The 25,311-nt window shown below is 72.5% G+C and carries 24 protein-coding genes; 8 read left to right on the top strand and 16 right to left on the bottom strand.

Features of this window, described 5'->3' with window-relative positions; translation table 11 throughout:
* Positions 1–144 precede the first annotated feature (144 nt).
* Positions 145–1,137, top strand: a complete 993-nt coding sequence (locus K1Y72_RS09600) for a hypothetical protein (RefSeq protein ID WP_220165289.1) — start codon at positions 145–147, stop codon at positions 1,135–1,137.
* An 88-nt stretch (positions 1,138–1,225) separates the two neighbouring features.
* Here K1Y72_RS09600 and K1Y72_RS09595 read toward each other — a convergent pair whose 3' ends face one another.
* The 3 genes from K1Y72_RS09595 to K1Y72_RS09585 form a co-directional block, all read right to left on the bottom strand.
* The gene (locus K1Y72_RS09595) at positions 1,226–2,161 is read right to left on the bottom strand and encodes a recombinase family protein (protein ID WP_220165287.1); all 936 of its coding nucleotides are present in this window, start codon (positions 2,159–2,161) and stop codon (positions 1,226–1,228) included.
* Between the two features lie 476 nt (positions 2,162–2,637).
* The gene (locus K1Y72_RS37065) at positions 2,638–5,496 is read right to left on the bottom strand and encodes an ATP-binding protein (protein WP_220165285.1); all 2,859 of its coding nucleotides are present in this window, start codon (positions 5,494–5,496) and stop codon (positions 2,638–2,640) included.
* Positions 5,493–5,843, bottom strand: a complete 351-nt coding sequence (locus K1Y72_RS09585; RefSeq protein ID WP_220165283.1) for a hypothetical protein — start codon at positions 5,841–5,843, stop codon at positions 5,493–5,495. Before K1Y72_RS09585 ends, K1Y72_RS37065 begins: the two co-directional genes overlap by 4 nt.
* Before the next feature lie 503 nt (positions 5,844–6,346).
* On the opposite strand from K1Y72_RS09585, the gene K1Y72_RS09580 reads away from it, so the two are divergent.
* Positions 6,347–7,012: a hypothetical protein gene (locus tag K1Y72_RS09580; protein ID WP_220165281.1), complete on the top strand. Its 666-nt coding sequence runs from the start codon at positions 6,347–6,349 to the stop codon at positions 7,010–7,012.
* A gap of 11 nt (positions 7,013–7,023) precedes the next feature.
* Here the strand turns inward: K1Y72_RS09580 and K1Y72_RS09575 are convergent, their stop codons facing one another.
* The 4 genes from K1Y72_RS09575 to K1Y72_RS09560 all read right to left on the bottom strand — a co-directional run bounded on the left by K1Y72_RS09575 (position 7,024) and on the right by K1Y72_RS09560 (position 11,933).
* On the bottom strand, positions 7,024–7,752 hold the full coding sequence (locus K1Y72_RS09575; RefSeq protein WP_220165278.1) for a recombinase family protein: 729 nt from the start codon (positions 7,750–7,752) through the stop codon (positions 7,024–7,026).
* 170 nt (positions 7,753–7,922) lie between these two features.
* Complete coding sequence (locus K1Y72_RS09570) at positions 7,923–8,633, bottom strand: TIGR02391 family protein (RefSeq protein WP_220165276.1); 711 nt, start codon at positions 8,631–8,633, stop codon at positions 7,923–7,925.
* A 107-nt stretch (positions 8,634–8,740) separates the two neighbouring features.
* Positions 8,741–8,905: a hypothetical protein gene (locus K1Y72_RS09565; protein ID WP_220165274.1), complete on the bottom strand. Its 165-nt coding sequence runs from the start codon at positions 8,903–8,905 to the stop codon at positions 8,741–8,743.
* Positions 8,883–11,933 carry a Tn3 family transposase gene (locus K1Y72_RS09560; protein ID WP_220165272.1) on the bottom strand — a complete coding sequence of 1,017 codons (3,051 nt, stop codon included), beginning with the start codon at positions 11,931–11,933 and terminating at the stop codon, positions 8,883–8,885. The genes K1Y72_RS09565 and K1Y72_RS09560 overlap by 23 nt, the downstream gene beginning before the upstream one ends.
* A gap of 400 nt (positions 11,934–12,333) precedes the next feature.
* On the opposite strand from K1Y72_RS09560, the gene K1Y72_RS09555 reads away from it, so the two are divergent.
* The gene (locus K1Y72_RS09555; RefSeq protein WP_220165270.1) at positions 12,334–12,705 is read left to right on the top strand and encodes a YciI family protein; all 372 of its coding nucleotides are present in this window, start codon (positions 12,334–12,336) and stop codon (positions 12,703–12,705) included.
* Positions 12,702–13,919, top strand: coding sequence for an RNA polymerase sigma factor (locus K1Y72_RS09550; RefSeq protein ID WP_220165268.1), 1,218 nt, complete (start codon positions 12,702–12,704; stop codon positions 13,917–13,919). Before K1Y72_RS09555 ends, K1Y72_RS09550 begins: the two co-directional genes overlap by 4 nt.
* Here K1Y72_RS09550 and K1Y72_RS09545 read toward each other — a convergent pair.
* Complete coding sequence (locus K1Y72_RS09545) at positions 13,871–15,022, bottom strand: sensor histidine kinase (RefSeq protein WP_220165266.1); 1,152 nt, start codon at positions 15,020–15,022, stop codon at positions 13,871–13,873. The two genes, K1Y72_RS09550 and K1Y72_RS09545, sit on opposite strands and share 49 nt — an antisense overlap.
* Positions 15,015–15,683 carry a response regulator transcription factor gene (locus K1Y72_RS09540; protein ID WP_220165264.1) on the bottom strand — a complete coding sequence of 223 codons (669 nt, stop codon included), beginning with the start codon at positions 15,681–15,683 and terminating at the stop codon, positions 15,015–15,017. Before K1Y72_RS09540 ends, K1Y72_RS09545 begins: the two co-directional genes overlap by 8 nt.
* 132 nt (positions 15,684–15,815) lie before the next feature.
* Between K1Y72_RS09540 and K1Y72_RS09535 the strand changes: the two genes are divergently transcribed.
* Positions 15,816–16,784, top strand: a complete 969-nt coding sequence (locus K1Y72_RS09535) for a Ppx/GppA phosphatase family protein (protein WP_220165262.1) — start codon at positions 15,816–15,818, stop codon at positions 16,782–16,784.
* A 12-nt stretch (positions 16,785–16,796) separates the two neighbouring features.
* Here the strand turns inward: K1Y72_RS09535 and K1Y72_RS09530 are convergent, their stop codons facing one another.
* Positions 16,797–17,216: a MarR family winged helix-turn-helix transcriptional regulator gene (locus K1Y72_RS09530; RefSeq protein WP_220165261.1), complete on the bottom strand. Its 420-nt coding sequence runs from the start codon at positions 17,214–17,216 to the stop codon at positions 16,797–16,799.
* Between the two features lie 87 nt (positions 17,217–17,303).
* Between K1Y72_RS09530 and K1Y72_RS09525 the strand changes: the two genes are divergently transcribed.
* Entirely contained in the window at positions 17,304–18,263 is a 960-nt protein-coding gene (locus tag K1Y72_RS09525) for a quinone oxidoreductase family protein (RefSeq protein WP_220165260.1), read from the top strand.
* A gap of 13 nt (positions 18,264–18,276) precedes the next feature.
* Here the strand turns inward: K1Y72_RS09525 and K1Y72_RS09520 are convergent, their stop codons facing one another.
* Complete coding sequence (locus tag K1Y72_RS09520; RefSeq protein WP_220165259.1) at positions 18,277–18,477, bottom strand: hypothetical protein; 201 nt, start codon at positions 18,475–18,477, stop codon at positions 18,277–18,279.
* A 94-nt stretch (positions 18,478–18,571) separates the two neighbouring features.
* Here K1Y72_RS09520 and K1Y72_RS09515 point away from each other — a divergent pair, with 94 nt between their 5' ends.
* On the top strand, positions 18,572–19,060 hold the full coding sequence (locus K1Y72_RS09515) for a MarR family winged helix-turn-helix transcriptional regulator (protein WP_308286977.1): 489 nt from the start codon (positions 18,572–18,574) through the stop codon (positions 19,058–19,060).
* 6 nt (positions 19,061–19,066) lie between these two features.
* On the opposite strand, the gene K1Y72_RS09510 is transcribed toward K1Y72_RS09515, so the two are convergent.
* Positions 19,067–19,930: a class I SAM-dependent methyltransferase gene (locus K1Y72_RS09510; protein ID WP_220165258.1), complete on the bottom strand. Its 864-nt coding sequence runs from the start codon at positions 19,928–19,930 to the stop codon at positions 19,067–19,069.
* Between the two features lie 47 nt (positions 19,931–19,977).
* Between K1Y72_RS09510 and K1Y72_RS09505 the strand changes: the two genes are divergently transcribed.
* Positions 19,978–20,553, top strand: a complete 576-nt coding sequence (locus K1Y72_RS09505) for a helix-turn-helix domain-containing protein (protein WP_220165257.1) — start codon at positions 19,978–19,980, stop codon at positions 20,551–20,553.
* Between the two features lie 36 nt (positions 20,554–20,589).
* Here the strand turns inward: K1Y72_RS09505 and paaK are convergent, their stop codons facing one another.
* From paaK to pdhA, 4 genes are read right to left on the bottom strand one after another with little or no spacing between them, the layout of a single operon-like run.
* Positions 20,590–21,855 carry a phenylacetate--CoA ligase PaaK gene (gene paaK / locus K1Y72_RS09500; RefSeq protein ID WP_220165256.1) on the bottom strand — a complete coding sequence of 422 codons (1,266 nt, stop codon included), beginning with the start codon at positions 21,853–21,855 and terminating at the stop codon, positions 20,590–20,592.
* Between the two features lie 2 nt (positions 21,856–21,857).
* Positions 21,858–23,159, bottom strand: coding sequence for a dihydrolipoamide acetyltransferase family protein (locus K1Y72_RS09495; RefSeq protein ID WP_220165255.1), 1,302 nt, complete (start codon positions 23,157–23,159; stop codon positions 21,858–21,860).
* On the bottom strand, positions 23,156–24,136 hold the full coding sequence (locus K1Y72_RS09490; RefSeq protein ID WP_220165254.1) for an alpha-ketoacid dehydrogenase subunit beta: 981 nt from the start codon (positions 24,134–24,136) through the stop codon (positions 23,156–23,158). Before K1Y72_RS09490 ends, K1Y72_RS09495 begins: the two co-directional genes overlap by 4 nt.
* Positions 24,133–25,245 (bottom strand): pyruvate dehydrogenase (acetyl-transferring) E1 component subunit alpha, encoded by a 1,113-nt coding sequence (gene pdhA, locus K1Y72_RS09485; RefSeq protein WP_308286976.1) that lies wholly within the window; start codon positions 25,243–25,245, stop codon positions 24,133–24,135. Before pdhA ends, K1Y72_RS09490 begins: the two co-directional genes overlap by 4 nt.
* Between the last annotated feature and the right edge of the window lie 66 nt (positions 25,246–25,311).

The following is a 25,311-nucleotide window of genomic DNA, read 5'->3' as shown; positions in this document are numbered from 1 at the left end:
GAAACCCCGAGACAGGATCGACTTTCGAGAGTGGAGCGGATCCATTTCACGTGGAGCGCTCGCGCTTGACAAAGCCACCTCGGCATGCTTCAAGACTTCTCGGTTTCGATGCCGCTTCGCGCGCTGCCGCCTAGCATCAGCGCTATGACCACAGAAGGCTGGTTCAGCACGTCCCCTCCCAAAGCCAAATGCGATCAAGATGAGTGGGCTTTTGCTGACTCATTGGAGATCTTCGAGGTGCGGCAGGCGGTGGCGCAGATCTTCAAAACGACCGTGGCCCCGGTGGCTCACCTGCAGGAGCTTCAGGCTCTCGGTCCGGAGATCGGTGCTCTGCACACCGCTCACAAACTTCGGGAAGCTCTGGAGGTCGTGATCAGCGACCTGGTTGAGCAGGCCCGTGAACGCCATGTGCCGTGGGAGGCCATCGGCCAGGTACTCGGCGGAGTGCAAGCAAGCGCTGTCCAGAACAAGTACGGCCAGCGGCGCCGCGATCAGGAAGCCGCCGAAGAACGAGCCGAAGACGTCCGTTTCGAATCCTTGGCTGCTCGCTTCGGTGCTCGGCTGGCCTCAGGGGAGGAGCCGACCGAGGACCTGGACGAGTTCCTGGAAGAGATCAGCAATGAAAGCTATGCCGACCGGTTCGCCGCAATGCGCAACCTTGTCGATCACGCGCATCGAGTCTGCGAGCAGATCACGGCCCAGTTCGCCCAAGAGATGAACGATCTCCAGGCCGCGCAGGACCCCGACCTGTCCTCGGCCCTGGGGTGGTATCCGGCGAGAGTGAACGCGGTACACCAAACGATGATCAATATCTGGGTGGAGGTGAACAACGATAGTCAGATGTGGGTCGAGCTCGGGCGGCTGGGAAACGACGCGCGACGCATCACCGGAACGATGCTTCACGATCCCGTTAAGTACACCTTCTACGCCCTGACCAAGGCGATGTACGCCAGCTCCTGCTGCACACGCGCGTGGAACGCCCTCGCCAGCGACGAAGGGGATGTTCTGGACAGCTTCCGGTACCTGCAGAAGGTCCGCCTTTCCCTGTCCGAAATCCAGCTGATCATGGACAGGGAAGACGTCAAAGCCCTGATCCGAGCGCTGCCCTCCGAACCGCCCGGCAGTAGTTCGACGTGACGGTCGTGAGCAGCAACCGAACGGTCAACGGCGGTAGCGGGCCGGGAGAGGGCGGGTTGCCGCCGTCCAGCATTCTGATGCGGGTGGGTCAGCGTCCTGATCGTGGCTGCTGGGCGGTGGTGACGCGGGTTGCGTACACCCGGTAGGCCTTGCGTTCGGCCGATCCGGCGCCCTCGGCGGCCAGGGCCGCGCTCTGCTGCAGCGCGGCCTGGTGGAGGTGCAGCGGCACGGTGAGGCGGATGGAGTAGCCCTTGCCACGGCGGATGATCCGCCCCCCGATGACCGCGAAGCGGATGGCGTCATCACCGACGGCCCGCAGGTGGTCGGCGAGCAGGCCGGGCAGGTCGAGCGTCACCGGGGTGTTTGCGGTCGGGCCGGGCGGCTCGGCGGGAACAGGCAGCGCGTCCAGCTCAGTGGCCAGGTCGGCGGGGAGCTGGCGGGCTCCGGCGGCGTCCAGGATGCGGCGGATGGTCTTGGGCGCGACGTGGTGCTGGCGGGCCAGCGCCTTGACCGCCGTGCCCTCCTGGTAGGCGGTGACGATGTCGGCGGCCGTGCCGTCGTCGAGGGCAGTGGGGCGGCCGAGGGTCTTGCCGGAGGCCTCGGCGGCGGCGACGCCTTGGCGGGTGTTCTCTGAGATCATGTCGCGCTGGAACTCCAGCACGGCCGCTAGGACCGAGACCATCATCTTGGTGCCGGGGTCGTCGGCGGCCAGGTCGATCCCCGACAGCAGTCCCGATTCCACCCGCAGGTGCAGGCCGCGCCGGATCAGGACCGGGCGCAGGGCGAGGATATCGGCGACTGAGCGGAACAGGCGGGCGGCGTCGGCGATGCGGATGGTGTCGCCGACGGCGGCCTCGCCCAGCAGCCGGGTGAACCCCGCCCGGTCCAGAGACAGCTGGCGGCTGGAGGTGGCGGGGTCGTCGTAGGCAGGGGCGCCGGCGGCGATCAGCGCGGCCAGGGCGTGCCGCTGGCGGGCGTCGGTCTGCTTGTCGGTGGAGTGCCGCAGGTAGATCCGGTCCGTCATGTGGCCCCGTCCAGGTTGGCCGAGCGAGTTCCCGGCGGCTTCAGCACCCTATCGCGGGGGCGAAAAGGAGGGGCGGAACTCGGGATCGGATCCGATTGGATCGGCGGCTCGTTCCGGCAGGTGGCGTGCGGGTTCCTGATTGGATCGGGCGCAGGGGCGGATTCGGCCCATTCCGCCCCCACAGTTGATTGGCCGTTGGCACGCCCGCACCACCGGAGACGACCAGGCTCGGCTCCCCGCGGGCGTCCGCGGGGGAGTCCGGCTGCGTCGGTGGATCGCGACGCCAGGTCAAGTCCCGGCGGCCCCTTTCTCCCGTATTCCGGTCGCCCCCCCTTTTGACCTGTGCAAACGTCCGGGCACCGCCGACGTGAACCCGAGTGCGGTTACAGCGCGTGCAAAATGTGACGCTGCGTGATCAGATTCCGGGCGCCACCTGCGGCCCGCGCGGGGCGCCGACGGCGGCGAGGCGTACCGTGTTAGCGGCGACGCTGTTGGAAGGCGATACGCCACCAGGAACGTCGCTTGGACCGCTTGGCTATGCGCAGATTGTTCAGCGCGATGTTTTCGCCGTGCCGGTCGCCGAGCTCGCGGCAGATGTCCAGGTCTTGAGTGTGGGCGGTGATCGCCTCATCGAACCGCCGCACCTCCCGCAGCGCGATCCCCAGGTTGTTCAGCACCGCCCCTTCGCCGTGCCGGTCGCCGAGCTCGCGGAAGATGGCGGCGGCGTCGGTGTGGGCGGTGATCGCCTCATCGAACCGCCGCACCTCCTCCAGCGCGATCCCCAGGTTGTTCAGCGCCTGCCCTTCGCCGTGCCGGTCGCCGAGCTCGCGGCAGATGTCCAGGTCTTGAGTGTGGGCGGTGATCGCCTCATCGAACCGCCGCACCTCCCGCAGCGCGATCCCCAGGTTGTTCAGCGCCTGCCCTTCGCCGTGCCGGTCGCCGAGCTCGCGGCAGATGGCGGCGGCGTCGGTGTGGGCGGTGATCGCCCCATCGAACCGCCGCACCTCCCGCAGCGCGATCCCCAGGTTGCCTAGCGCCTGCCCTTCGCCGTGCCGGTCGCCGAGCTCGCGGAAGATGGCGGCGGCGTCGGTGTGGGCGGTGATCGCCCCATCGAACCGCCGCACCTCCCGCAGCGCGTTGCCCAGGTTGTTCAGCGCCTGCCCTTCGCCGTGCCGGTCGCCGAGCTCGCGGAAGATGGCGGCGGCGTCGGTGTGGGCGGTGATCGCCTCATCGAACCGCCGCACCTCCTTCAGCGCGATCCCCAGGTTGTTCAGCGCCTGCCCTTCGCCGTGCCGGTCGCCGAGCTCGCGGAAGATGGCGGCGGCGTCGGTGTGGGCGGTGATCGCCCCATCGAACCGCCGCACCTCCCGCAGCGCGATCCCCAGGTTGCCTAGCGCCTGCCCTTCGCCGTGCCGGTCGCCGAGCTCGCGGAAGATGGCGGCGGCGTCGGTGTGGGCGGTGATCGCCCCATCGAACCGCCGCACCTCCCGCAGCGCGTTCCCCAGGTTGTTCAGCGCCTGCCCTTCGCCGTGCCGGTCGCCGAGCTCGCGGCAGATGGCGGCGGCGTCGGTGTGGGCGGTGATCGCCTCATCGAACCGCCGCACCTCCCGCAGCGCGATCCCCAGGTTGCCTAGCGCCTGCCCTTCGCCGTGCCGGTCGCCCAACTCGCGTGTGGTGGTGAGGGCGTGCCGACCGGTGGTGAGGGCGTCGTCGAAGTGGCGGCGCCAGTGCAGGTACCGGTTCAAGCATCCGGCCAGAGGGGCGGTGAGGTCGGGGTGGGCGGTGGTGCACAGGGCGACGGCGGCGATCAGGTTGGGGCGTTCGGCGTCCAGCCAGGCCAGGGCATCTCGGCGGCCGGTGAATCGGTCGGGGACGGGGCTGCCGGGCAGCGCGCGCAGATGATCGTCGGCAGCATCGGCGAGCTTCAGGTAGTGCCGTAGCAGCCTGTGCACCGCGGCGGGCTTCTGGGGGCCGGTGCCGCCGGGCTCGGCGTCGCGGCCGCCGTCGTCACCGTCGTCGTCACCGTCGGCAGTGGTGGTGTGCTCGGCGTCGCTGCCGCCGATCTGCAGGGGCAGTTCGGTGGCGTAGAGCTTGATCAGATCGTGCATCCGCCAGGTGCCGGATCCGGCCGGGGCTTCGGTCAGCAGTCCCGCGCGGGCCAGTGCGGCCAGCAGCGGCCGCACGTGATCGGCGGGCCGATCGGCGAGGGCGACGGCGGCCTCGGTGCTCACGTGCGGGCCGGGATTGAGGCCCAGCAGCGCGAACATCTGCTGCTGGGGCGCGGTCAACCGCCGGTGGGACAGGGCGAACGCCGCCCGGACCGGCGCCGACCCCGTGGAGCCGTCGTTGCCGGGCAGGCGTACCCGGTCCAGCCGGGTGCGTTCGTCGGCCAGGTGGTCCACCAGGACGCCGACCGGTTGCCCGGGGTCGCCGATCAGGATCGCGGCGACGATCCCCAGCGCCAGCGGCAACCGCCCGCACAGCTCCGCCAGCCGGTCGACCGCCGGCGGGTCGGCAGCCGGGCGCGGGTCGTCGCCGCGGGCCAGCCGCAGAGCCGTGGTGATCAGCTGGGCCGCGGCGGGCGCGGCGAGTTCGTCCAGCTCGATCAGGCGGGCCCCGGGCAGGGCGGGGTCGGCCAGGGTGTCGCGGGAGGTGACCAGCAGCCGGTGCTGCCGCCCGCCCGGCACCAGCGCCGCGACCTGGTCCGCCGATGCGGCGCTGTCGGCCAGGATCAGCACCCGCTGCCCATCCTGCCCGCGGCGGGCCAGCTCGGCCCGATACTGGTCCACCTGCTCAGCCGGCGTCGCCGCCAGGTGGTCATCGGCGACGCCGAGCGCGCGCAGCAGCACCCCGACCGCCTGCCCGGCCGACACCGGGCCGGCCGGATCGTACCCGGCCATGTCCACGAACAGCGCACCACCGCCGAACCAGCCCTGCTCGACGGCCTGATGCGCGGCCTCCAACGCCAGTGCGGTCTTGCCGATGCCCCCCGGCCCCTGCACCGCCGTCACGACCACCTCCGAACCGGCTTCTGCCGGCCTGGCCGGCCCGCTACCTGGTGGAGGGCCGGGCGCCAGCAGCTCCAGCAGCTCCCCGACACGGTCCTGGCGGCCCACCAGGTGCGGCGGAGCCGCCGGCAGCGACACCACCCGCGGCGCCGCAGCCGCCAGCCGGAGATGATGGTGGACGTGATGACCACCCAGAAACTGGTCGCCGGCGACCTGGGTGACGCGGCCGCCCTTGCGGGCATCGGCCCGCTGATCCACTCGGGTCCGCTGATCCACTTGGCGCGGGTCACGGTCGCCGGGCGGCGGACCGCCGAACCGCCCGGTCACGGGGTCTCCCGCGGCTCCCGGCCCTCGCCTTCCTGATCCCCGCCGATCTGGGTGACCTTGGATTTGCGAGCGCGCGCCCGCTGCTCCACCTCACCGCCGGCCCGCCCCCGACGTCGCCCCGACGGCCTGCCCTGGCTGCCACCGATCTGCATGATCTCGCCCTCCTTGGTGGCCTCGGCCTCCTGCCGGACCCGGCGCCCCGCTGCAGCCGAATCCGGGGGCTGCGGGGTCAGCAACCCATAGGCGGCGAGCGCGAGGCCGACCACCGCGATCAGCACCCCGATCACGCTGCCCAGCTTGTCCGCCTTGTCCAGCCCGACCGCCGCGAAGTACACCACCAGCGCCACCAGCGCCGCCACCGTCAGGCCCGCGCCCGCCCCGACCTGCCACCTGCGGCGCCTCCCCCCGGCATCCCCGGCACCGCTCGAACCGCCCGTACTGCCAGCGTCCCCTCTCATGCCGCCATCATCGGCGCATCACCGCCTGCCCGCCACACAAACCAACGCAAACAGTCTCGGCGACCAAACGGCCAAGAGACACACGCGTCAACGTCCGGGTATCGGGGTGCCGGTGAGGAGCTTGCTAGGCGATACACCCGGGGCAGGACCCGACAGAACCTCCCTGCGGCCCGGCTCCCCGCCCCGCCGCGACCGGGCGCGACCGGGCGCGGAGCCGGGGCATGACGAACATCGGAACGAAAAGTCCCGCTAAGCGGGGCTGGCCGAGCTCGTTAGCGTGACTTTTCGTTCCGATGTCGCTCGGGTGTGAGTTGGTGCTGGTCAGCCCGTAGCAGTCGAGTCTTTGCCGTGCGTGAGTTCGCTGCTGGTGCTTCTAGGAGGATCATCGGGGGATGGACTTCGTCTACGACGCCAGCCAGGTGCACTTCCGCGCCGCGCTCGATTCCGCGAGGCTTGCCCGGCTCTACCGTCGCGAGGCTGAGGCCGAGCGTGCGGCGGGCGGCAGTGGTGTCGAACCAGGGAACCGCGAGGCGGATGCCGCGATCGTCACGGTGCTGCTGACGCAGGCGGCCGCTGAGGCCTACGGCAGCTGGGTGCATCTCCGGGCTGAACGCCACCCGGGTTTCCTCAAGTGGCAGCAGGCATGGAAGGAGTTTCCGCAGGCGGCTCGCGCCCTGGGGCGCTCGGGTGATTTCGAGCTGGACCCCGACCGGGCCGCGCTGCTGCTGTACATCAGTAGGTGGCGGAACTACCTCATGCACACCGACCCCGGTTGCCGGGTCAAGCTGCGAGACCAACTGGTGCAGACGGAGGAGATCAACGAGGGCGATGGTGAGCCGCAGATCGTCGCCCTGCTGAACGCCGAGCTCGCCGAGCGGTTGGTCGCCGACTTCGAGAAGCTGTTCCGGTGGGCTCAGGAGCATACGGGCGTCAGCGCCCCGTTCACGCACGGCGCCTGGTCCCGGATGCCTCCCACGACCTTCGAAACTCCGGTCGCAGTCCGCTCGTTGCCGGCGTGGAGAAGGGCGCTTCGCCGCCTGTGGCCGATGCGTAAATAGGTCCGGAACTCCTACCTCTGCGGTGAGCCGCCATTCGCATGGTCGGCCTCTGCGGCGAGTTCGAGTCGCTGGGCGGGGACGTCGATGCTCTGGTGGTCGCTGCCGGTCTTGAGCTCGGGCACGTACTTGTAGATCGTGGAGCGGCTGACCCCGAGGAGCCGGGCGATCGAGGCGATGGTGGCGTCGGGCTGGGCGAGCAGGGCTCGGGCGTGCCGGACCTGCTCGGGTGTCATCGCGGGCGGGCGGCCGAGCCGCTGTCCTCGGGCGCGGGCGGCGGCCAGGCCCTCGTGGGTGCCTTCGATGATGAGTTCGCGGATGAACTCGGCGAGTGCGGCGAACACGTGGAAGACCAGGCGGCCGCCGGCGGTGGTGGTGTCGAGGGCTTCCTTCAGCGACCGGAACCCGATGCCGCGCTTGCGCAGGCCGGCGACGATCGCGATGAGGTCTTGGAGCGAGCGGGCGAGCCGGTCCAGGGACGGGACCACGAGGGTGTCGCCGGGCCGCAGGTAGTCCAGGGCCTTCCACAGCTCTTCGCGCTCGACGTTCTTGCCGGACTTCTTGTCGGCGAAGATCCGGATGCAGCCCGCCGCTTCCAGGGCGAGGGTCTGCCGGTCGAGCCGCTGGTCTTTGGTCGACACCCGGGCATAGCCGACGAGCGCGCCGGTGAGGACCGCCGGTTCGGCCGCGAGCGGGTCACCGGTGATCGCGATGGCCTGTTCAGGAGCAGGAAGGGAGTCCACAGCCGAGAAGTGTAGGAGAAAGGGCTCACCCGGACTTGTTGAACAGCATGATCTCGCAACACGTTTTTTCGACAGTTGTTCGGGGTCCGGCCGGTCGCGCAGGCACCTTCGGGTGGGGGTGTTGTGAATCGAACGATTCTCAACACCCGGGGACGGCTCGCCGGGTGAGATCACGGGGTGTTGGAGGAGTGGTCTGGGGTCTTGTCAAGCAGTCGCAGCAGGAGGTCGGCGAACAGGATGATCTCGGCTGCTTCGGTGGGGTCGTCGAAGTCGACCTGGCGGTGGCTGGGTGGGTTCTTGAAGACGCCGATCGCGCCCTTGAACAGCTCCATAGTGGCGACCCGCTCGCTTTTCTCCACGTCCGTGTGGGACAACGGGCCGGGTGGGTCAGCGGCGAAGGCGAGTTGCATCAGGCGGACGCCGTACTGGTCGTTGCCGAACCCGGCGCGCTGACGGACTTGGACTTCGACCTCGCGCATGGCGGTGAACGCGGCGATCTCGAAGTCGCCTCGCATGAACTGCGGGCGTACCTTCTGCTCCAGCACCGGCAGCATCTCGATGTCCAGGCGCTGGACCGCTCGCAGCCAGGTCAGACCGAGGTTCAGGAGCTGCTCACCGCGGCGGCTGATGACGAACGCCTGCTGGGCGCTCTGGCCGGGGTTCCAGGCGATGAGGCCGTGGGTCTGGAGCCATCCCCATGCTTCCGACAACGCCCCGAGGACGTCGGGGCGCCGGCCGTATCCCTGTTTCGCGGAGATCAGCCAGTTTCCCCAGTTCCACTCTCCGTTGATCTTGGCGTCCCGCAGGACGTGCAGCGCGAGTTCGTCGAGGGGAAGGGTGAGGACCTCTTCGGGCGACAGCTCCCAGGACTGGTTGTTCATGACCGCCATCCTGGGCGACCTCGGTCCGGCTGGGCGTCGAACACGCGAGAACGCATCGACTCACTCGGTGGCTGAGGACGCCGGGCCGGCAGATGACCTCTCGAAGGTCAGGCCTTGGCCGGTGCGGGTTCGAGGGCTTCGGCAGGGAGGTCGGGCAGGCCCATCTGGGCATGTTCGACGTGGTAGAGCGCCTGGTCGATGAGCCGGCTCCGCACCCAACGGTGAGACAGAACCTCGCGCACGCGGCCCTTACGAATGATCTTCGTTTCCATCGGGCTGATCGGGATCGCGCAGCGGGCGAACACCGGTCGGGCCGAGGTCGGGTCTGGTGAAGGAGTAGGTGCCCGTCACGTTGATGTGCTTGCGGACGAACGGCGACAACCGTGCGACGTCGGCGTCCTGAACGGGGTAGCCCTGGGCTTTGAGCTGGTCGAGGGCCGCGTCGATGTAGAAGGTGTTCCACAGGGTGACGCAGTTGAGGACCAGGCCGAGGGCGCCGAGCTGGTCCTCCATGCCCTTGTGGTAGCGCTGGTACAGCTCGCCCTTCTTGCCGTGGAAGATCCGCGAGGCGAGGGCGTGGCGGCCTTCTTGCAGGTTGCGGACGCCCTTGATGTCGCGGCGGTAGGGCTCCTCGACGGCGTAGGTGAGGATGTGCAGGGTCTTGAAGATCCGGCCGTAGTGGGCGATGGCGTCGCCGAGCCGGGTGGGGTTCCCGTCGCGCTGGATCATCCGCAGCACGTCGTGAGCGCGGACCTCGCCGGTGTAGATCGACACGACGACCCGCAGGATGTCGGGCCAGTGCCGGACGATCTTGTCCAGGTCGACCTTGCCGCGGGCGAACCTGTTCAGCGGCCCGTAGTCGGTGTTCTGGATCCGCCAGCCTTTCTGGTCGGGGATGTCGGCCAGAGCGGGCCGGTACTGCATGCCGAGCAGGTGGACGAGCCCGAAGACGATGTCGGAGTAGGAGCCGGTGTCGGTGACCAGGACCTCGGGCCGGGCGCCGCCGTCGCGCCGGAACGCCACGTCGATCATGTGCAGGGAGTCGCGGACGGTGCCGGTGACGACCTTCGCCCCCAGCCCGGCACCCTGGTCGTTGATCATGTTGAGCCAGGTGACGCCGCGCCTGCGGCCGAAGTACTTCTTGTTCGGTCGCGTGTAGATGGACGGGACAGGGACGACGAACCGCATCCCGTCGATCGCGGCGACCAAGCCGCCGCCGAGCGCGCTCGCGAACCCGATCTGCCCCTGGGCGTCGATGAGCGGCCCGTTGGCCAGGGTGTAGGTCTCGGCCGACAGGTAGTTCTGGGCGATGTGCGACAGCCGCGCCCGCTCCAGCGCCGGGGGACCGGGCTTGACGACGGGCGCGTAGCCGATGTTCAACGCCTGGGAGGTGAGGCAGGCGGCGACCGAGGTCGTGAAGTCAGCGAGCTTGCTCTCCCCGCCGTCAGCCGAGGAGAACGCCTCGGTGAACCGCGGGTACCGCTCCATGGTCTCCAGCAGCAGCTCGGGCAGGTCGACGCGCGGAAGCATGTCGGAGACCCGCTTACGCAGGTCCACCAGCGAGGGCGGTTCGGGCAGCGCCGCCAGCGCCGCCACATGCAGCCGCCCGTCCTCATCCACACTGACCCCGACGCCTTCTTCACACAGGCGTGAGCCGACATCCCGCAGCGCCTGGTGCAGCACAAGGGCGTGCTCGGCCAAGAGCTGACCGGGGTCTTCGGGCAGGGACAGGTCGGTGAGTGCCGGCCCCTTGGCCGCTTCCCACTTGTGGCCGTCCAGGAGCTGGCCGCGCGGGTCCTTCCAGCGGGCGGAGACCTGGGAGTAGATGTCGCGGCGCCGCAGGTGCTTGTGGAACTGGGTGAGGACGCACATCGCGTAGGCGTTCTTGTCGACCGTGCTGCCGTTCGGCATCGTCTTGAACACCAGCCGCTGCCACGACCCGGTCACCAAGGCGGCGTCGACGTCGGTCTGCAAGACCTTCTTCTTGCGGCCGTCCAGCAACCTGGGCAGCTCCTTCATCGCCGCCAGCACCCGATCCGCCTCGGTCGTGGCGCCGAACTCGATCACCGTGGTGAGGGTCTTGAGGAACCCCGACACCGTTGAGATCTTCGCGGCGAGCTGCGCCCGGACCTCGCCATCGGGATCGGCGCCGGGCGGCGGCACCATCTCGAGCACCGCATCGGCCGCCTCCCGCAGTTGCCGGCGCGGCACGATCGCGTCGATCGACTCCATCAGCTGGTCCAGGCGCAGATCCTCGCCGTACTCCAGCGTCTCCAGCAACGTGTCGATCGCGGTCGCGAGCGTCGCCGAATGCTTGGCGAGCTTGGGATGCTGCCGGGCCCGTTCCCTGCTCGTGGCGGTCTCGGCCTTGCCGATCAGCTCCGTGGTCATGAGGACGTCGAGGAGGTCCAGGCAGTCGTCGACGGCCTTGCCCTCCAGGTAGATGACGGTGGCCAGCAGCGTCGCCAGCTGCCGGGACGGTCCGTGTCGGCGCAGCAGCGTCGCGGTCGCCTGCATCCCGTACCGGGCCAGGTCCACCAACCTGCGGTAGGGCACCTCGGGCGGAATCGTCAGGCCGCCCGCGCCGACCGACAGGATCTCCGCCGCCCGGTCCAGCGCCCGCTCCATGCTCCGACCCGATGGCACCGACGGACCTTGCCGCCACCGCTCCAGATCTGAGACCCGCCGGTCGTCGGGCACCTCCAGCAGCAGCTCCATCACGGCCCTCTGGCGCGGCGTCATGACGTAGAAGAGCGCGTCATACAGCCGCTCGGTCGCATCGTCGCGCACACGGGCGACCAGCCGGGCCAAAGTGGTGACCCCGGGCAGCAGCACCTTGCGCTCCCGCAGCCACACCACCCCGTCATGGAAGATCGTCTTCTTGCCGTCGCCGGTCGACCACGCCCGCGCGTCCACCCACGCCGTGAACTCCGCCTCCACCGCCCCGAACTCCCGCAGCCCGTAGGCCTTCCGGATCTCCTCCTGATGCTCGAACGGCGTCGCCCGCCGCTCGGCATACCGCTTCACCTGCGAGACGTCCTCGATCCCCAGCTGCTCCGCCAGATAGACCACGACCTCCTCCGGCACCTCCAGCGGATCGGGCAAGAACCGGCCCACGAACCGAGCCGTCGTCACCTGCAACGCCCAGCCGAGCCGATTGTGCGGACCACGCCGCCCCGCGACCAGCGCTCGATCCGCATCGTCCAGGAAGAAGAACCGCTCCAGCTCCGCCCGAGGCGGAACTCCTGCGAACCGGCCATAGGCAGCCGCCTCGCCATCACTCAAGAACTCAACTGGCATGAGCCCAGAAAGTAGAGCGAGCCAGACCCCCGCCTCAGCACGAAGATCCAACCGTTACGCGCCGCCAGCAACCAAGCCCGCGACGGAACACGAATACGCAGGTCAACAGCACGAACCCGGCGCCAAATCGAGGCCTCGGCCGACAGAGCCGCTAACGGGACTTTTCGTTCCGATGTTCGTCGACCCCCGACGCGGGCGCGCGGACGAGTCCGGCCCGCTCCCCGAAGTGGTGGTAGAGCGTCGGGGCCTGCACGCCCGTGGCTAGGCTGTGAGCGTCCGGTCACGCTCGTCGTCGGCTCGCGGGGAGAGATTTCCGCAGGGTCGTGTCGATCCGCGGGCCGCTCGTTCGACGTAAGGGTGCGCGGGCCGAGAGGCGGTCCCGGCGGACGAGGAGAGCGCGATGGCGAAGTACCTGCTGATCATGCGGGGCACCGACGCGTCGAACGCGGCCATGATGGCCGACATCGACGAGCTGATGGCCGCCACCCAGCGGTTCATCGGGGACATGGTCAAGGCCGGCGTGCTGCTGGAGGCCGAGGGGCTGGACGATCCGCGCCAGGGCGCCGTGGTCGACTTCGGCGGCGAGGCCCCGGTGGTCACCGACGGGCCGTACGGCGAGACCAGGGAGCTGTTCGGGGGCTTCTTCCTGCTCGACGTCGCCTCCAAGGAGGAGGCGGTCGAGTGGGCCAGGCGGGTTCCGGCGGCCCGCGGGACCAAGATCGAGGTGCGGCGGGTGGCGGGGAGCGACGAGGTGCCCCTGGCCGGCGCATGACCGGCGCGGCCGACGTCGAGGCCGTCTGGCGGATCGAGGCGGCGCGGATCGTCGCCGCGCTGACCCGGCTCACCGGCGATTTCGGGCTGGCCGAGGACGCCGCCCAGGAGGCGGTGGCCGAGGCGCTGGTGTCCTGGCCGGTCGCCGCCCCGGCGAACCCGGCCGGGTGGCTGATGGCGACGGCCCGGCGGCGGGCGATCGACGCGATCCGCCGCCGGACCGCCCTCCAGGACCGGTACGCCCTGCTGGCGGCCGGCCCGGTGGCCGAGGAGGACGTCGATCCCGACCGGATCGACGACGACGTGCTGGCGCTGATGTTCATCAGCTGCCATCCGGTGCTCTCCCCGGAGGCCCGGGTGGCGCTGACGCTGCGGGTGGTCGGCGGCCTGTCCAGCGAGGAGATCGCCCGCGCGTTCCTGGTGCCGGTGCCGACCGTGCAGGCCCGCCTCACCCGGGGCAAGAAGACGATCGCGGCGGCCGGGGTGCCGTTCGAGGCGCCGCCGGCCGCCGAGCGCCGGGAGCGGCTGGGCGGCGTGCTCAGCGTCCTGTACGTGATCTTCACGGAGGGGGCGACGGCCACGTCGGGCGACCGGCTGCTGCGCCCCGACGTCGCCTACGAGGCGATCCGGCTGGCGCGGACGCTGGCCGCGCTCCAGCCGGACGAGCCGGAGGTGCACGGCCTGCTGGCCCTGTGCGAGCTGACGGCGGCGCGCTTCCCGGCCCGGACCGGTCCGGACGGTTCGCCGGTCCTGCTCGCCGAGCAGGACCGGCGGCGGTGGGACCGTGCGGCGATCCGCCGCGGGCTGGCCGCGCTGGCCAGGGCGTCGGCGCGCGGCCTCGGCCCCTACGGCTTGCAGGCCGCGATCGCCGCCGTCCACGCGGCGGCGCCCTCGGTCGAGGCGACCGACTGGGACCGGATCGTGGTGCTCTACGAGGCGCTCGGGCGGGTCGCCCCCTCGCCCGTCGTCGAGCTCAACCGGGCCGTCGCCGTCGCCATGGCCTCCGGCCCGGAGGAGGCCATGGCCCTCGTGGACGAGCTCGTCGCCTCCGACCGGCTCCCCGGCTCGCACCTGGTCCCCACGGTGCGCGGCGAACTGCTGGCCCGGCTCGGGCGGCGCGCGGAAGCGCGCGCCGAGCTGGAACTGGCGGCCCGGCTGTGCGCCAATCAGCGCGAACGCTCGGTGCTGCTGCGCAAGGCGGCCGCACTGGCCTGACTCCTTCGGCCTTCCCCGGCGGGTAGCTCCACGGTGACGCTCATCCCGCCGGACGGGCGCGGGGCGAGGGTGAGGGTTCCGTCGTGCGCGCGGGCGATGGTGTCGACGATGGCCAGGCCGAGGCCGACGTTCGCCTGGTCGGTGCGGAGGCGTTCGGTGCCGCGCTTGAACGGTTCGGTGAGCGTCGATACGAGCTCGGCAGCGAGCTTCTCGCCGGTGTTCTCCACGGTCAGCGCCGCCGTTCCGGAGCGGGTTCCGGTGTTGATCCGCAGGATGCCCTGCTCGGGCAGGTTGTGGACGATCGCGTTCTGCACGAGGTTGGTGGTCATCTGCAGCAGGAGCGCCGGTGAGCCGGCGACGGGGGTGACGTCGCCGGAGGTCTCGATGGTGACGTCGTGCTTCTCCGCCAGGGGCAGGAGCGTCTCGACGGCCTCCTCGGCGAGCAGGGACAGGTCGACGTGCTCGCGGGTGAAGGACCGCTGGTCGGCGCGGCTGAGCAGGAGCAGCGCCTCGGTGAGCTCGATCGCCCGGGTGTTGACGGTGTGGAGGCGGTCGATGACCTCGCGGGTGTCGTGGCCGGGGTCGGCGCGCGCCACGTCGAGGAGCGCCTTCGAGACGGCCAGCGGGGTGCGCAGCTCGTGCGAGGCGTTGGCGGCGAACCGCTGCTGGACGGCGACGTGCGCTTCGAGCTGCGCGAGCATCGTGTCGAAGGCGTCGGCGAGCTCGCGGAACTCGTCCTTGCGGCCCGGCAGCCGGATCCGCTGGGAGAGCGATCCGGTCGACGCCAGGCGGGTGGCGTTGGTGATGCGGGTCAGGGGAGCGAGGATGCGGCCGGCGAGGATCCATCCGCCCGCCAGGCCGAACACCAGCAGGAACGCCAGCACCAGGGCGGCCTTCGGCGCGAAGACGCGCAGCAGGACCGAGCGGATGGGGAAGACGCCGTCCACGGTGGTGACGGTGGGGCCGAGGAGCGCCCGGTCGGGGACGTAGCGCAGCAGGAACGCCCAGACCGCCGCGAGCAGCAGGACGCCGGCGAGCATGAGGAAGGCGGCGTAGCTGAGGGTGAGTTTGAGGCGGACGCTCAGCCCGGGCGCCCTACGCACGCCCGTCCCCGATGCGGTAGCCGGAGCCCGGCACGGTGGCGATGATCGGGGGTTCGCCGAGCCGCTTGCGCAGCGCCGAGACGGTGATGCGCACGGCGTTGGTGAAGGGGTCGGCGTTCTCGTCCCACGCGCGTTCCAGGAGTTCCTCCGCGCTGACGACGCCGCCCTCGGCGGAGACGAGGACCTCCAGGACGGCGAACTGCTTGCGGGTGAGCGCGATGTAGCGGCCGTCGCGGTGGAGCTCGCGGCGGAAGGGGTCCAGCCGCAGGCCCGCGATCTCCCGCACGGGCGGCCTGCTGTGGGCGCGCCTGCGGTCGAGCGCCCTCAGCCTGAGGACGAGTTCGCGCAGCTCGAACGGCTTGGTGAGGTAGTCGTCGGCGCCGAGCGCGAATCCGGACGCCTTGTCGTCGAGCCGGTCGGCCGCGGTGAGCATGAGGATCGGCATGCCGCTGCCGGAGGCGACGATGCGTTCGGCGATCTCGTCGCCGGACGGCCCGGGGACGTCGCGGTCGAGGACGGCGATGTCGTAGGCGTTGACGCCCAGCAGTTCCAGGGCGGTACCGCCGTCGCCGGCGATGTCGGCCGCGATGGCCTCCAGGCGGAGGCCGTCGCGGACGGCTTCGGCCAGGAAGGGTTCGTCCTCGACGATCAGCACGCGCATGCCCTCGACGCTACGAGCCGGTGCGTATCGTCGGCGTATGGCGGACCGCCGGCCGCACGGCGGGCGCCGATGGTACGCCGGTCGCGAGGTGGGCAGGAGGGGACCGGGATGACGTGGAGGCGGTGAGCGGCCATGGCGCGGCGGATACGGCTCGGCGTGCTGGACGTCGGCTCGACCACGGCCCATCTGGCGATGTTCGAGCTGACCGCGGGGGAGCGGCTGCGGCCGCTGGGATCGCTGAAGCGCCCCACCCGCCTCGGGCAGGACGCGCCCGGTGACCGGCGCCTCGGTGCCGCCGAGATCGAGCGGGCCGCCGTCGCCGTCGGCGAGTGCGTCGACCACGCGCGCCGGCAGCGGATGGACGAGCTGGCGGCGTTCGCGACCTCGGTCGTCCGCGACGCCCCCAACGCCGGCAAGGCCGTGCGCCGGATCGCCGCCGCCACCGGCGTGGAGCTGGGGTTCCTGGACGGCCGCGCCGACGCCGAGCTGACCTTCCTGGCCGCCCGCGCCTGGTGCGGGCGCTCGGCGGACCGCCTCCTGGTCGCCGACATCGGCGGCGGCACCATCGAGATCGCCTACGGCGCCGGCGCCGTCCCCGACATCGCGGTCTCCCTCCCGCTCGGCGCGCGGCGCCTCACCGCCGAGCACCTGCCCGCCGACCCGCCGCGGCCGCGCCAGGTGAAGGCGCTGCGCCGCCTGGTGGACGCCGCGGTCACCGGCCTGGCCGACGACCTGGAGCTGGACGGCGGGGTCGACCGCGCGGTCGCCGCGTCCCGCACGCTCGCGCAGCTGGCCGCGCTGACCACCGGCCCCGACCGCAGGCCGGGCCTGCTGGAGCACCGGCCGCTCATCGAGCATCTCGGCCCGCTGACGGTGATGGCCGCCGACCAGCGGGCCCGGCTGCCCGGCATCACCCGCCCCCGGGCCCGGCAGATCGTCGCCGGTGCCATCGTCGCCGACTCGCTGCTCGGCACCCTCGACCTGCCCGCCCTGGAGATCTGCCCGTGGGCCCTGCGCGAGGGCGCCGCCCTGCACCGCCTCGCCGCTTTCACCGACCGCACCCGCCCCCGGCTGATCGAGCACCTCCTGCACCCGCTGTGAGCGGGCGGCGCCTCAGCCGTTGATCACGGCGCCGGCGAGGCGCGTGAGCTCGGTGCGCTGCGCCTCGGTGAGCCCGGCGGTGAGCGCGGCGACGCGGCGGCCGATCTGCTCGGCGCCCTGCTCGGTGAGGCGCCGTCCCTCGTCGGTGAGGGAGACCAGCACGGCGCGCCCGTCGTGGGGGGAGGGGGAGCGGCGGACGAGGCCGCGCTTCTCGGCGCGGCTCACCAGGCCCGTCATGGACGACTTGTCCAGCCCGAGGTGGCCGCCGATCTCCAGCATCCCGGCGGTCCGGTCGCGCAGGACGCCGAGCAGCCGGATCTGCACGACCGACAGGCCGTGCTCGGCGCCGGCCTCCGCCAGCGCGCGCTGGACCAGGAAGGACAGCTGCACCAGGGCGTCCACCGTGCTGAGGGGCGGTTCGTCGGCGGTCATGGGGACACCCTAGTTGACGTGGTACGCGGCGCGAACTACCGTCGAGGTAGTACGTGACGCAAACCAGTTCCGTTCCGGGAGGTCCCCATGAAGGCAGCGCTCGTGCGCTCGTTCGACGCCCCGCCCCGCTGCGAGGACGTCCCGGCGCCGGTGCCCGCCGGCGACGACGAGATCCTCGTCGACGTGCTCGCGGCCGGCCTGCACCCGCGGGTGCGCTCGGCCGCCGACGGCAGCCACTACACCTCCGGCGGGGAGCTGCCCATGGTCCCTGGCATCGACGCCGTCGGCCGCACCCGCGACGGGGAGCTGCTCTACTTCGTCGCGCCGGACTCCGCGCTCGGCACGATGGCCGAGCGGGCCGTCGTCGACCGCCGCCGGGCGGTCCCGCTGCCCGCCGGCACCGACGCGGTCGCCGTCGCCGCGGCGATGAACCCGGCGATGTCGTCGTGGGTGGCGCTGCGCCGCCGGATCGCGCTCGCCGAGGGCGCCGCCGTCCTGGTCCTGGGCGCCACCGGCAGCGCCGGGCGGCTCGCGGTGCAGATCGCCCGGCGCCTCGGGGCCGCCCGCGTCGTCGGCGCGGGACGCGACGCGCGGCGCCTCGCCCTGCTCAAGGAGCTGGGCGCCGACGAGGCGGTGAGCCTGGACGGCGCCGCCGGCGAGGTCGCCGACCGGCTCGCGCGCGCCGCCGCCGACGTGGACGTCGTCCTGGACTACCTGTGGGGGCGGCCGTCCGAGCACGCCATGCGCGCCCTGCTGACCGCCCGCGCCGACCGGGCGCGGACGCTGGCCTGGATCGAGATCGGCTCGGTCGCCGGCCCCGACCTCGCCCTGCCCTCGGCGCTGCTGCGCGCCGCCGACCTGCGGCTGCTCGGCAGCGGCCAGGGCTCGGTGACCACCGCGGGCATCGTCGCCGAGCTGCCGTCGCTCGCCGAGGAGATCGCGTCGGGCGCCCTCGCGGTGCGCGCGCGGCCGGTGCCGCTGGCGCGCGTCGAGGAGGCGTGGAACGCGCCCGTCGCGCCGGGCGAGCGCGTGGTCATCACGCCCTGACGACGGCGGCGGGTCAGAAGCCGATGATGGCGAAGACGATGGCGCCGATGACGTGGGCGGCGACGGTCAGCACCAGGCCGGCGACGAAGATGTTCTTGGCCGTCGGATGGTCGAACTGCGAGCCGGGCCGCGACCGCTGCTCCGAGCGGCGCAGCGCGTCCTGCTCCAGGTCTTCCAGCGACGGCAGGAAGGACGGCCGCTTGAGGGCGGGCATCGGCGGACCTCCGGTAATCGACCACTAATGATTAGCGCACTAACCGTTAGTGTACGATACGTGTGTCGCCGATCCGAGAGCGCCGGAGGAACCCGTGAGTGATCTCGACCACGCCGCGTCCCCGGCTCTGCCGGCGGACATCGACCCGCTGGCACTGGAGAACCAGGTCTGCTTCGCGCTGGCCGTCGCCGCCCGGTCGGTCATCGCGGTCTACAAGCCGCTGCTGGAGCCGATGGGGCTGACCCACCCCCAGTACCTGGTGATGCTCGCCCTCTGGCAGCGCTCGCCGCTGTCGGTCAAGGAGCTGAGCGGCCTGCTGCAACTGGAGCCGGCCACCCTGTCGCCGCTGCTGAAACGCCTGGAGGCGGCGGGCCTGGTGGAGCGGCGCCGCGCCGTGCGGGACGAGCGCGCCCTCGCGGTGATGCTGACCGAGGACGGGCGGCGGCTGCGGGAGCGGGCCTTGGAGATCCCGCCCGCCATCGTCCAGCGACTCGGCATGGACATCGGCGAGCTGCGCGCCCTGCACGGCGCGCTCACCGAAGTGATCGCCGCGGCCAGGAGCGTCCCGGCCGCGGGCGGCTGAGCCCGGTCACCCGGGCCGGCGGGCCAGCCAGAGGAAGCGCGTGGAGCGGACGGCCAGGTCGTCCCTGCGCAGCACGGCGTGCGGACCGTCGTCGTCCAGGAGCGCGTCGAGAGCGGCGCGGTCGCCTTCGTCCAGGCGGTCGGACAGGTGGGTGCGGAGGCGCCGCAGGGACGCGCGCGCGTAGCGCCCGGTCGCGGGCGGGGCCGCGTCTACGCCGACGGTGCGCTCCTCCTCGACGGTGAAACCGGCCGCCGCCAGGCGCGGGCCCCAGTCCGCGCCGAGGTGCGGCACCTGCTCGGCCTGCGCGGCGGCCAGCGCCTCGTGCAGGCGCGCCTCCATGCCGGGACGGCCGACGCCGATGTCGTCGGGCAGGAAACGCGGGAAGCCGTCCATCTCCAGGAGCGCGAGAACGGCGCCCGGCCGCAGGACACCGTGCAGCCGGGCGAGCGTGCGGTCGGGGTCGGCCATGTGGTGCAGGGACGCCGACGCCCACGCGGCGTCGAAGGGCCCGCCGAGGTCGGGCCACGTGCCGTCCAGGTCCGCCTCGATCGTGCGGACGCGGTCCGCGGCGCCGTGCTCGCGGGCCTTGGCGGCGAGGCGGTGCAGCAGGGAGGCGGAGGCGTCCACGGCGACGACCTCGGCGCCGGCGAAGCGGTCCAGGAGGGGGAGGGCGCCGGCGCCCGTCCCGCTGCCGAGGTCGAGGATCCGGTCGGGCGGCGCGGCGAGCGCCTTCGCGAGCCGCGCCGTGACATCGGCGAGCAGGGCGCCGAAGACCTCGGCGTCGAGGTCGAGGATCTCTCCTAGAGCGTGCTCATCTGCGTGCCCGTGCCCGTGTTCGTGCCCGTGTTCGTGCTGGTGGTGCTGTTCCATGCTCCGAGCCTAGGCACCTTTTGCCTAACTGGCATACCATCTTGCGTATGACGCAAGACAGCGAGCTGGACGCCCTCGTCCGCATGCGGATCAGGGGGATGCGGGCGGCCCTCGGCTGGTCGCTGGACGACCTCGCCGAGCGCTGCCACCTGAGCCCGTCCACGCTGAGCCGCCTGGAGACCGGGCACCGGCGCATCGGCCTGGACCAGCTCACCGCGATCGCCCGCGCGCTCGGGACGACGCTCGACCGGCTCGTGGAGTCCGCCGACGACGCCGACGTGGTCATCCGGCCGCACCACGACGAGGTGCGCGGGACGACCACCTGGACGCTGAGCCGCGAGGCGGGCGCGCACGGCCTCACCGTCGCCAAGATCCGCATCACCCGGCCGGTGCGGCGCGGCACCGAGGAGCTGCGGGTGCATCCGGGCCGCGACTGGTTCACCGTGCTGTCGGGCACCGTCGTGCTGCTGCTCGGCGAGCGGACGATCAGGGTGGAGGCGGGCCAGGCGGCCGAGTTCTCCACGATGGTCCCGCACGCCTTCGGCTGCGACGGCGGACCGGCCGAGGTCATCGGCATCTTCGACCCCGACGGCCGGCGCACCCACCTGCGCCCCGGCGAGTAGTCCCCGCCGGGCGCCGGTCCCGCTTCTCTCCCTCGGTCAGCGGTCGTCGATGACGCGGCGCAGCTTCCCGGCCGAGCGTTCCAGGGTGCCGGGGTCGACGACCTGCGCGGAGACGCTGACGCCGACGCCGTCCTTCAGCTCGCGGACGAGGCGCTCGGCGGCGGCGAGCCGGACGTGCCCGGCGGCGTCCGGGCGGGCCTCGACCCGCACGGTCATCTCGTCGAGGCGGCCGGGCCGGGTCAGGTGGAGCTGGAAGTGCGGTGCGAGGCCGGGGACGCCGAGGACGGCCTCCTCGACCTGCGTGGGGAACACGTTGACGCCGCGCAGGATGATCATGTCGTCGTCGCGGCCGGTGATGCGGCGGATGCGGCGGAACCGCGGGTCGGCGGTGCCGGGCATCAGGCGGGTGAGGTCGCGGGTGCGGTAGCGGACCATCGGGGCGGCCTCGCGGGTGAGGGTGGTGAGGACGAGCTCGCCGTCCTCGCCGTCGGGCAGCGGGGCGCCGGTGACCGGGTCCACGATCTCGGGCAGGAAGTGGTCCTCCCAGACGTGCAGGCCGTCCTTGGTGGTCGCGAACTCCTGCGCGACGCCCGGACCCATGATCTCCGACAGCCCGTAGATGTCGACGGCGTCCAGGTCCAGGCGTTCCTCGATCTCGCGGCGCATCCCCTCGGTCCACGGCTCGGCGCCGAAGATGCCGACGCGCAGCGAGGAGGCGCGCGGGTCCAGGCCCTGGCGCTCGAACTCGTCGACGAGGGCGAGCATGTAGGAGGGGGTGACCATGACGACGTCGGGCCGCAGGTCGTGGATGAGGCGCACCTGCCGGGCGCTCTGCCCGCCGGACGCCGGGATCACCGCGCAGCCGAGCCGCTCGGCGCCGTAGTGCGCGCCGAGGCCGCCGGTGAACAGCCCGTACCCGTAGGCGACGTGGACCTTGTCGCCGGGGCGGCCGCCCGCCGCGCGGATGGAGCGGGCCACCAGGTCGGCCCAGACGTCCAGGTCGCGGGCGGTGTGGCCGACGACGGTCGGCTGCCCGGTGGTGCCGCTGGAGGCGTGGAAGCGCCGCACCTGGTCGTGCGGGACGGCGAGCGTCCCGTAGGGGTAGGCGGCGCGCAGGTCGTCCTTGGTGGTGAAGGGGAAGAGGGCGAGGTCGTCCAGGGTGCGGCAGTCGTCGGGGTGGACGCCGGCCGCGTCGAAGCGGCGCCGGTGGGCGGGGACGTTGTCGTAGGCGTGGCGGAGCGTCCAGCGCAGCCGGTCGAGCTGGAGGGCGCGGAGCTCGTCGATGTCCATGGTGCCCTCCATGGTCACAGATCGGCCAGGGCGGCGTGCGGCCGCTCCAGGCAGTCGGCGACGAACCGCAGGAACGCGGCGGCCGTGCCGCCGTCGCAGACGCGGTGGTCGAACACCAGCGAGAGCTGGGCGACCTTGCGGACGGCGAGCGCGCCGTCCACGGCCCAGGGCCGGTCGATGATGCGGCCGATGCCGAGGATGGCCGCCTCGGGATGGTTGATGATCGCGGCAGAGCCGTCGACGCCGAACATCCCGTAGTTGTTGAGGGTGAAGGTGCCGCCCGTCATGTCGGCGGGGGCGAGCCTTCCGGCGCGGGCGGCGTCCGCGAGGCCGGTGAGGCCGTCGTGCAGGCGGGCGGCGCTGAGCACGTGGGCGTCCTTGAGGACGGGGACGACGAGGCCGCGGTCGGTCTGGGCGGCGAACCCGAGGTTGACGCCGTCCAGCAGCACGATCTCGCCGGCGGCCTCGTCGACCCGGCTGTTCAGCTCGGGGTGGCGGGCGAGCCCGGCGAGGACGAACCGGGAGATCAGCGCGAGCAGGCCGAGGGGGACGGCGCGGCCGGCGTTGGCCTGGCGGCGGAACTCGACCAGCCCGGTGGCGTCCACGTCGACCCAGACGGTGGCCTCGGGGACCTCGCGGCGGCTGCGCGCGAACACCTCGGCGGCGGCGCGGCGGGCGCCGCGCAGCGGGATCCGCTCGCGCACGGGGCGCGGCAGGTCGCCCGCCGGCGCCGCTGCCGGTGCCGGTGCCACTGTCGGGGCGGTGGTGGCGGCGATCGCCTTCAGCACGTCGGAGCGCAGGATGAGGCCGTCGGGACCGGTGCCCTCCACCGCCGTGAGGTCGACGGCGCCGTCGCGGGCGAGGCGGCGGACGAGCGGCGAGGCGACGCGGGTGCGTCCCGGCCCCGGCGCGGGCGGTGCGGCCTTCGGCATCGGGCGGCGGCGCGCCCGCCGCCGTCGCGCGGTGTCGGACGTGCCGTAGCCGACGAGGACGTTGCCGGACGTCGAGCCCGCCCGCTCCTCCTCGGCGTAGCGGGCGGCCGCCGCGTCCTGGAGGGGGGCGGCGGCGGGGACGGGGGAGTCGTCGATGACGACGAGCACCGCGCCGACGTCCAGGACCGCGCCCTCGGCGGCGGGGCGGCCGGTCACCACGCCCGCGTAGGGCGTCGGGACCTCCATGACGGCCTTGGCCGTCTCGACCTCCACGACCGGCTGGTCCACGGCGACCTCGTCGCCGACGTCCACCAGCCAGCGGACGATCTCGGCTTCGGTGAGGCCCTCGCCCAGGTCGGGCAGGGCGAACTCGCGGGCGGTCACGCGTCCTCCCATTGCAGCGTCGCGACGGCGTCCAGCACCCGGTCGACGTTCGGCAGGTGGTGGTGCTCCAGCTTGGGCGGCGGGTAGGGGATGTCCAGGCCGGTGACGCGGCGGACGGGCGCCTCCAGGACGTGGAAGCACTGCTCGGCGATGCGGGCGGCGACCTCGGAGGCGACGCTGGCGAAGCCCTGCGCCTCGGCGACGACGACGGCGCGGCCGGTCTTGGCGACGCTCGCCATGACGGTGGCGTCGTCCAGGGGGACGAGGGTGCGCAGGTCCACCACCTCCAGGTCCCAGCCCTCGGCGACGGCGGCCTCGGCGGCCTGCATCGCCACCGGCACGCTCGGCCCGTAGGCGACGAGGGTGGCGTCGCGGCCCGCGCGGCGGACGGCGGCGCGCCCGAACGGCTCGGTCTTGGCGGGCAGCGTCGCCTCGGCGCGGCTCCAGTACAGCCGCTTGGGCTCCAGGAAGATGACCGGGTCGGGCGAGGCGATCGCCTCGCGCAGCAGGCTGTAGGCGTCCTCGGCGGTCGCGGGGGTGACGACGGTGAGGCCGGGGGTGTGGGCGTAGTAGGACTCCGAGGAGTCGCAGTGGTGCTCGACGCCGCCGATGCCGCCCGCGTAGGGGATGCGGATCACCATGGGGAGGGTGACGGCGCCGCGGGTGCGGTTGCGCATCTTGGCGACGTGGCTGGCGATCTGCTCGAACGCGGGGTAGGCGAAGGCGTCGAACTGCATCTCCACGACGGGCCGCAGCCCGTTCATCGCCATGCCGACCGCGACGCCGACGATGCCGGACTCGGCGAGCGGGGTGTCGAAGCAGCGGTCCTCGCCGTAGGCGCCGGTGAGGCCGTCGGTGATGCGGAAGACGCCGCCGAGGGCGCCGACGTCCTCGCCGAACACCACGACCGAGGGGTCCTCGGCGAGCGCGTCGGCGAGCGCGGTGTTGATGGCCTGCGCGACGGTGACGGAGCTCATCGGGCGTCCTCCAGCTCGTCCGCGGCCTGCTCGGCGCGCAGCCGTTCGGCCTGGTCGCGCAGCTGGGGCGTGGGGGAGGCGTACACGTGCGCGAACAGCTCGTCGCCGCCCGGGACGGGGCCGGCGGGCAGGCGCTCGCGCAGGTCGGCGGCGTCGGCCTCGGCCTGCGCGGCGATCTCGGCCTCCAGCGCGGCGTCGAGCAGGCCGGCGCCGCGCAGGTGGGCGGTGATGCGGTCCAGCGGGTCGCGGTCGCGCCAGGCGGCGACCTCCTCGTCGCTGCGGTAGCGGCTGGCGTCGTCGGCGTTGGTGTGGGCGTCCATCCGGTAGGTGTGCGCCTCGACCAGCGTCGGGCCGCCCCCGGTGCGGGCGCGCTCGGCGGCGGCGCCGACGACGGCGAGGACGGCGGCGACGTCGTTGCCGTCCACGCCGATGCCGGGGACGCCGTAGCCGACGGCCTTGTGCGCCAGCGACGGCGCGGCGGTCTGGCGGGCGAGCGGCACCGAGATGGCGTACCGGTTGTTCTGCACGAAGAACACCACGGGGGCCTGGAAGACGGCGGCGAAGTTCATCGCCTCGTGGAAGTCGCCCTCGCTGGTGGCGCCGTCGCCGAGGAAGGCCAGCACGACGGTGTCCTCGCCGCGGGCCCTGGCGGCGTAGGCGACGCCGACGGCGTGCGGCGCCTGCGTGGCGAGCGGCGTGCACTGCGGGCCGGTGCGGTGCGCGATCGGGTCGTAGCCGCAGTGCCAGTCGCCGCGCAGCAGCGTCAGCACCTCGACGGGGTCGATGCCGCGGGTGACCAGGGCGACGCTGTCGCGGTAGGTGGGGAACAGCCAGTCGGTGGCGCGGAGCGCGAGGACGGCGCCGACCTCGGCGGCCTCCTGCCCGTGCGCCGACGGGTAGACGGCGAGGCGGCCCTGCTTGACCAGGGCGGTCGCCTGCCGGTCGAAGCGGCGGCCCCGCACGAGCGCGCGGTGCGCGGCGAGGAGCGTCGCCGCGTCCGGCACGGCGTGGCCGGCGGCGCGCGCTTCGGGGGCGCGGGCGCCCTGCGGGTCGATGAGCTGGACGGGTTCGGGCGGCGGCAGCAGCGCGGAACCGGATGGGGCGACCACGGCACCCTCCTTCGGGAGCGTTTGACCGCTAGAGTGAGCTCGATCTCACCGAATATCCAGATTCCG

The organism is Actinomadura parmotrematis (assembly GCF_019458805.1).
Taxonomy (GTDB): Bacteria; Actinomycetota; Actinomycetes; order Streptosporangiales; family Streptosporangiaceae; genus Spirillospora; species Spirillospora parmotrematis.
This window is presented reverse-complemented; position numbering and strand designations above follow the sequence as displayed.

Excerpts from the sequence above, each read along its gene's own strand:
- K1Y72_RS09600 (WP_220165289.1), top strand. The coding sequence starts at position 145 with ATGACCACAGAAGGCTGGTTCAGCACGTCCCCTCCCAAAGCCAAATGC.
- K1Y72_RS09595 (WP_220165287.1), bottom strand. The coding sequence starts at position 2,161 with ATGACGGACCGGATCTACCTGCGGCACTCCACCGACAAGCAGACCGAC.
- K1Y72_RS09580 (WP_220165281.1), top strand. The coding sequence starts at position 6,347 with ATGGACTTCGTCTACGACGCCAGCCAGGTGCACTTCCGCGCCGCGCTC.
- K1Y72_RS09570 (WP_220165276.1), bottom strand. The coding sequence starts at position 8,633 with ATGAACAACCAGTCCTGGGAGCTGTCGCCCGAAGAGGTCCTCACCCTT.
- K1Y72_RS09565 (WP_220165274.1), bottom strand. The coding sequence starts at position 8,905 with ATGGAAACGAAGATCATTCGTAAGGGCCGCGTGCGCGAGGTTCTGTCT.
- K1Y72_RS09560 (WP_220165272.1), bottom strand. The coding sequence starts at position 11,933 with ATGCCAGTTGAGTTCTTGAGTGATGGCGAGGCGGCTGCCTATGGCCGG.
- K1Y72_RS09555 (WP_220165270.1), top strand. The coding sequence starts at position 12,334 with ATGGCGAAGTACCTGCTGATCATGCGGGGCACCGACGCGTCGAACGCG.
- K1Y72_RS09550 (WP_220165268.1), top strand. The coding sequence starts at position 12,702 with ATGACCGGCGCGGCCGACGTCGAGGCCGTCTGGCGGATCGAGGCGGCG.
- K1Y72_RS09540 (WP_220165264.1), bottom strand. The coding sequence starts at position 15,683 with ATGCGCGTGCTGATCGTCGAGGACGAACCCTTCCTGGCCGAAGCCGTC.
- K1Y72_RS09535 (WP_220165262.1), top strand. The coding sequence starts at position 15,816 with ATGGCGCGGCGGATACGGCTCGGCGTGCTGGACGTCGGCTCGACCACG.
- K1Y72_RS09530 (WP_220165261.1), bottom strand. The coding sequence starts at position 17,216 with ATGACCGCCGACGAACCGCCCCTCAGCACGGTGGACGCCCTGGTGCAG.
- K1Y72_RS09525 (WP_220165260.1), top strand. The coding sequence starts at position 17,304 with ATGAAGGCAGCGCTCGTGCGCTCGTTCGACGCCCCGCCCCGCTGCGAG.
- K1Y72_RS09520 (WP_220165259.1), bottom strand. The coding sequence starts at position 18,477 with ATGCCCGCCCTCAAGCGGCCGTCCTTCCTGCCGTCGCTGGAAGACCTG.
- K1Y72_RS09510 (WP_220165258.1), bottom strand. The coding sequence starts at position 19,930 with ATGGAACAGCACCACCAGCACGAACACGGGCACGAACACGGGCACGGG.
- K1Y72_RS09505 (WP_220165257.1), top strand. The coding sequence starts at position 19,978 with ATGACGCAAGACAGCGAGCTGGACGCCCTCGTCCGCATGCGGATCAGG.
- paaK (WP_220165256.1), bottom strand. The coding sequence starts at position 21,855 with ATGGAGGGCACCATGGACATCGACGAGCTCCGCGCCCTCCAGCTCGAC.
- K1Y72_RS09490 (WP_220165254.1), bottom strand. The coding sequence starts at position 24,136 with ATGAGCTCCGTCACCGTCGCGCAGGCCATCAACACCGCGCTCGCCGAC.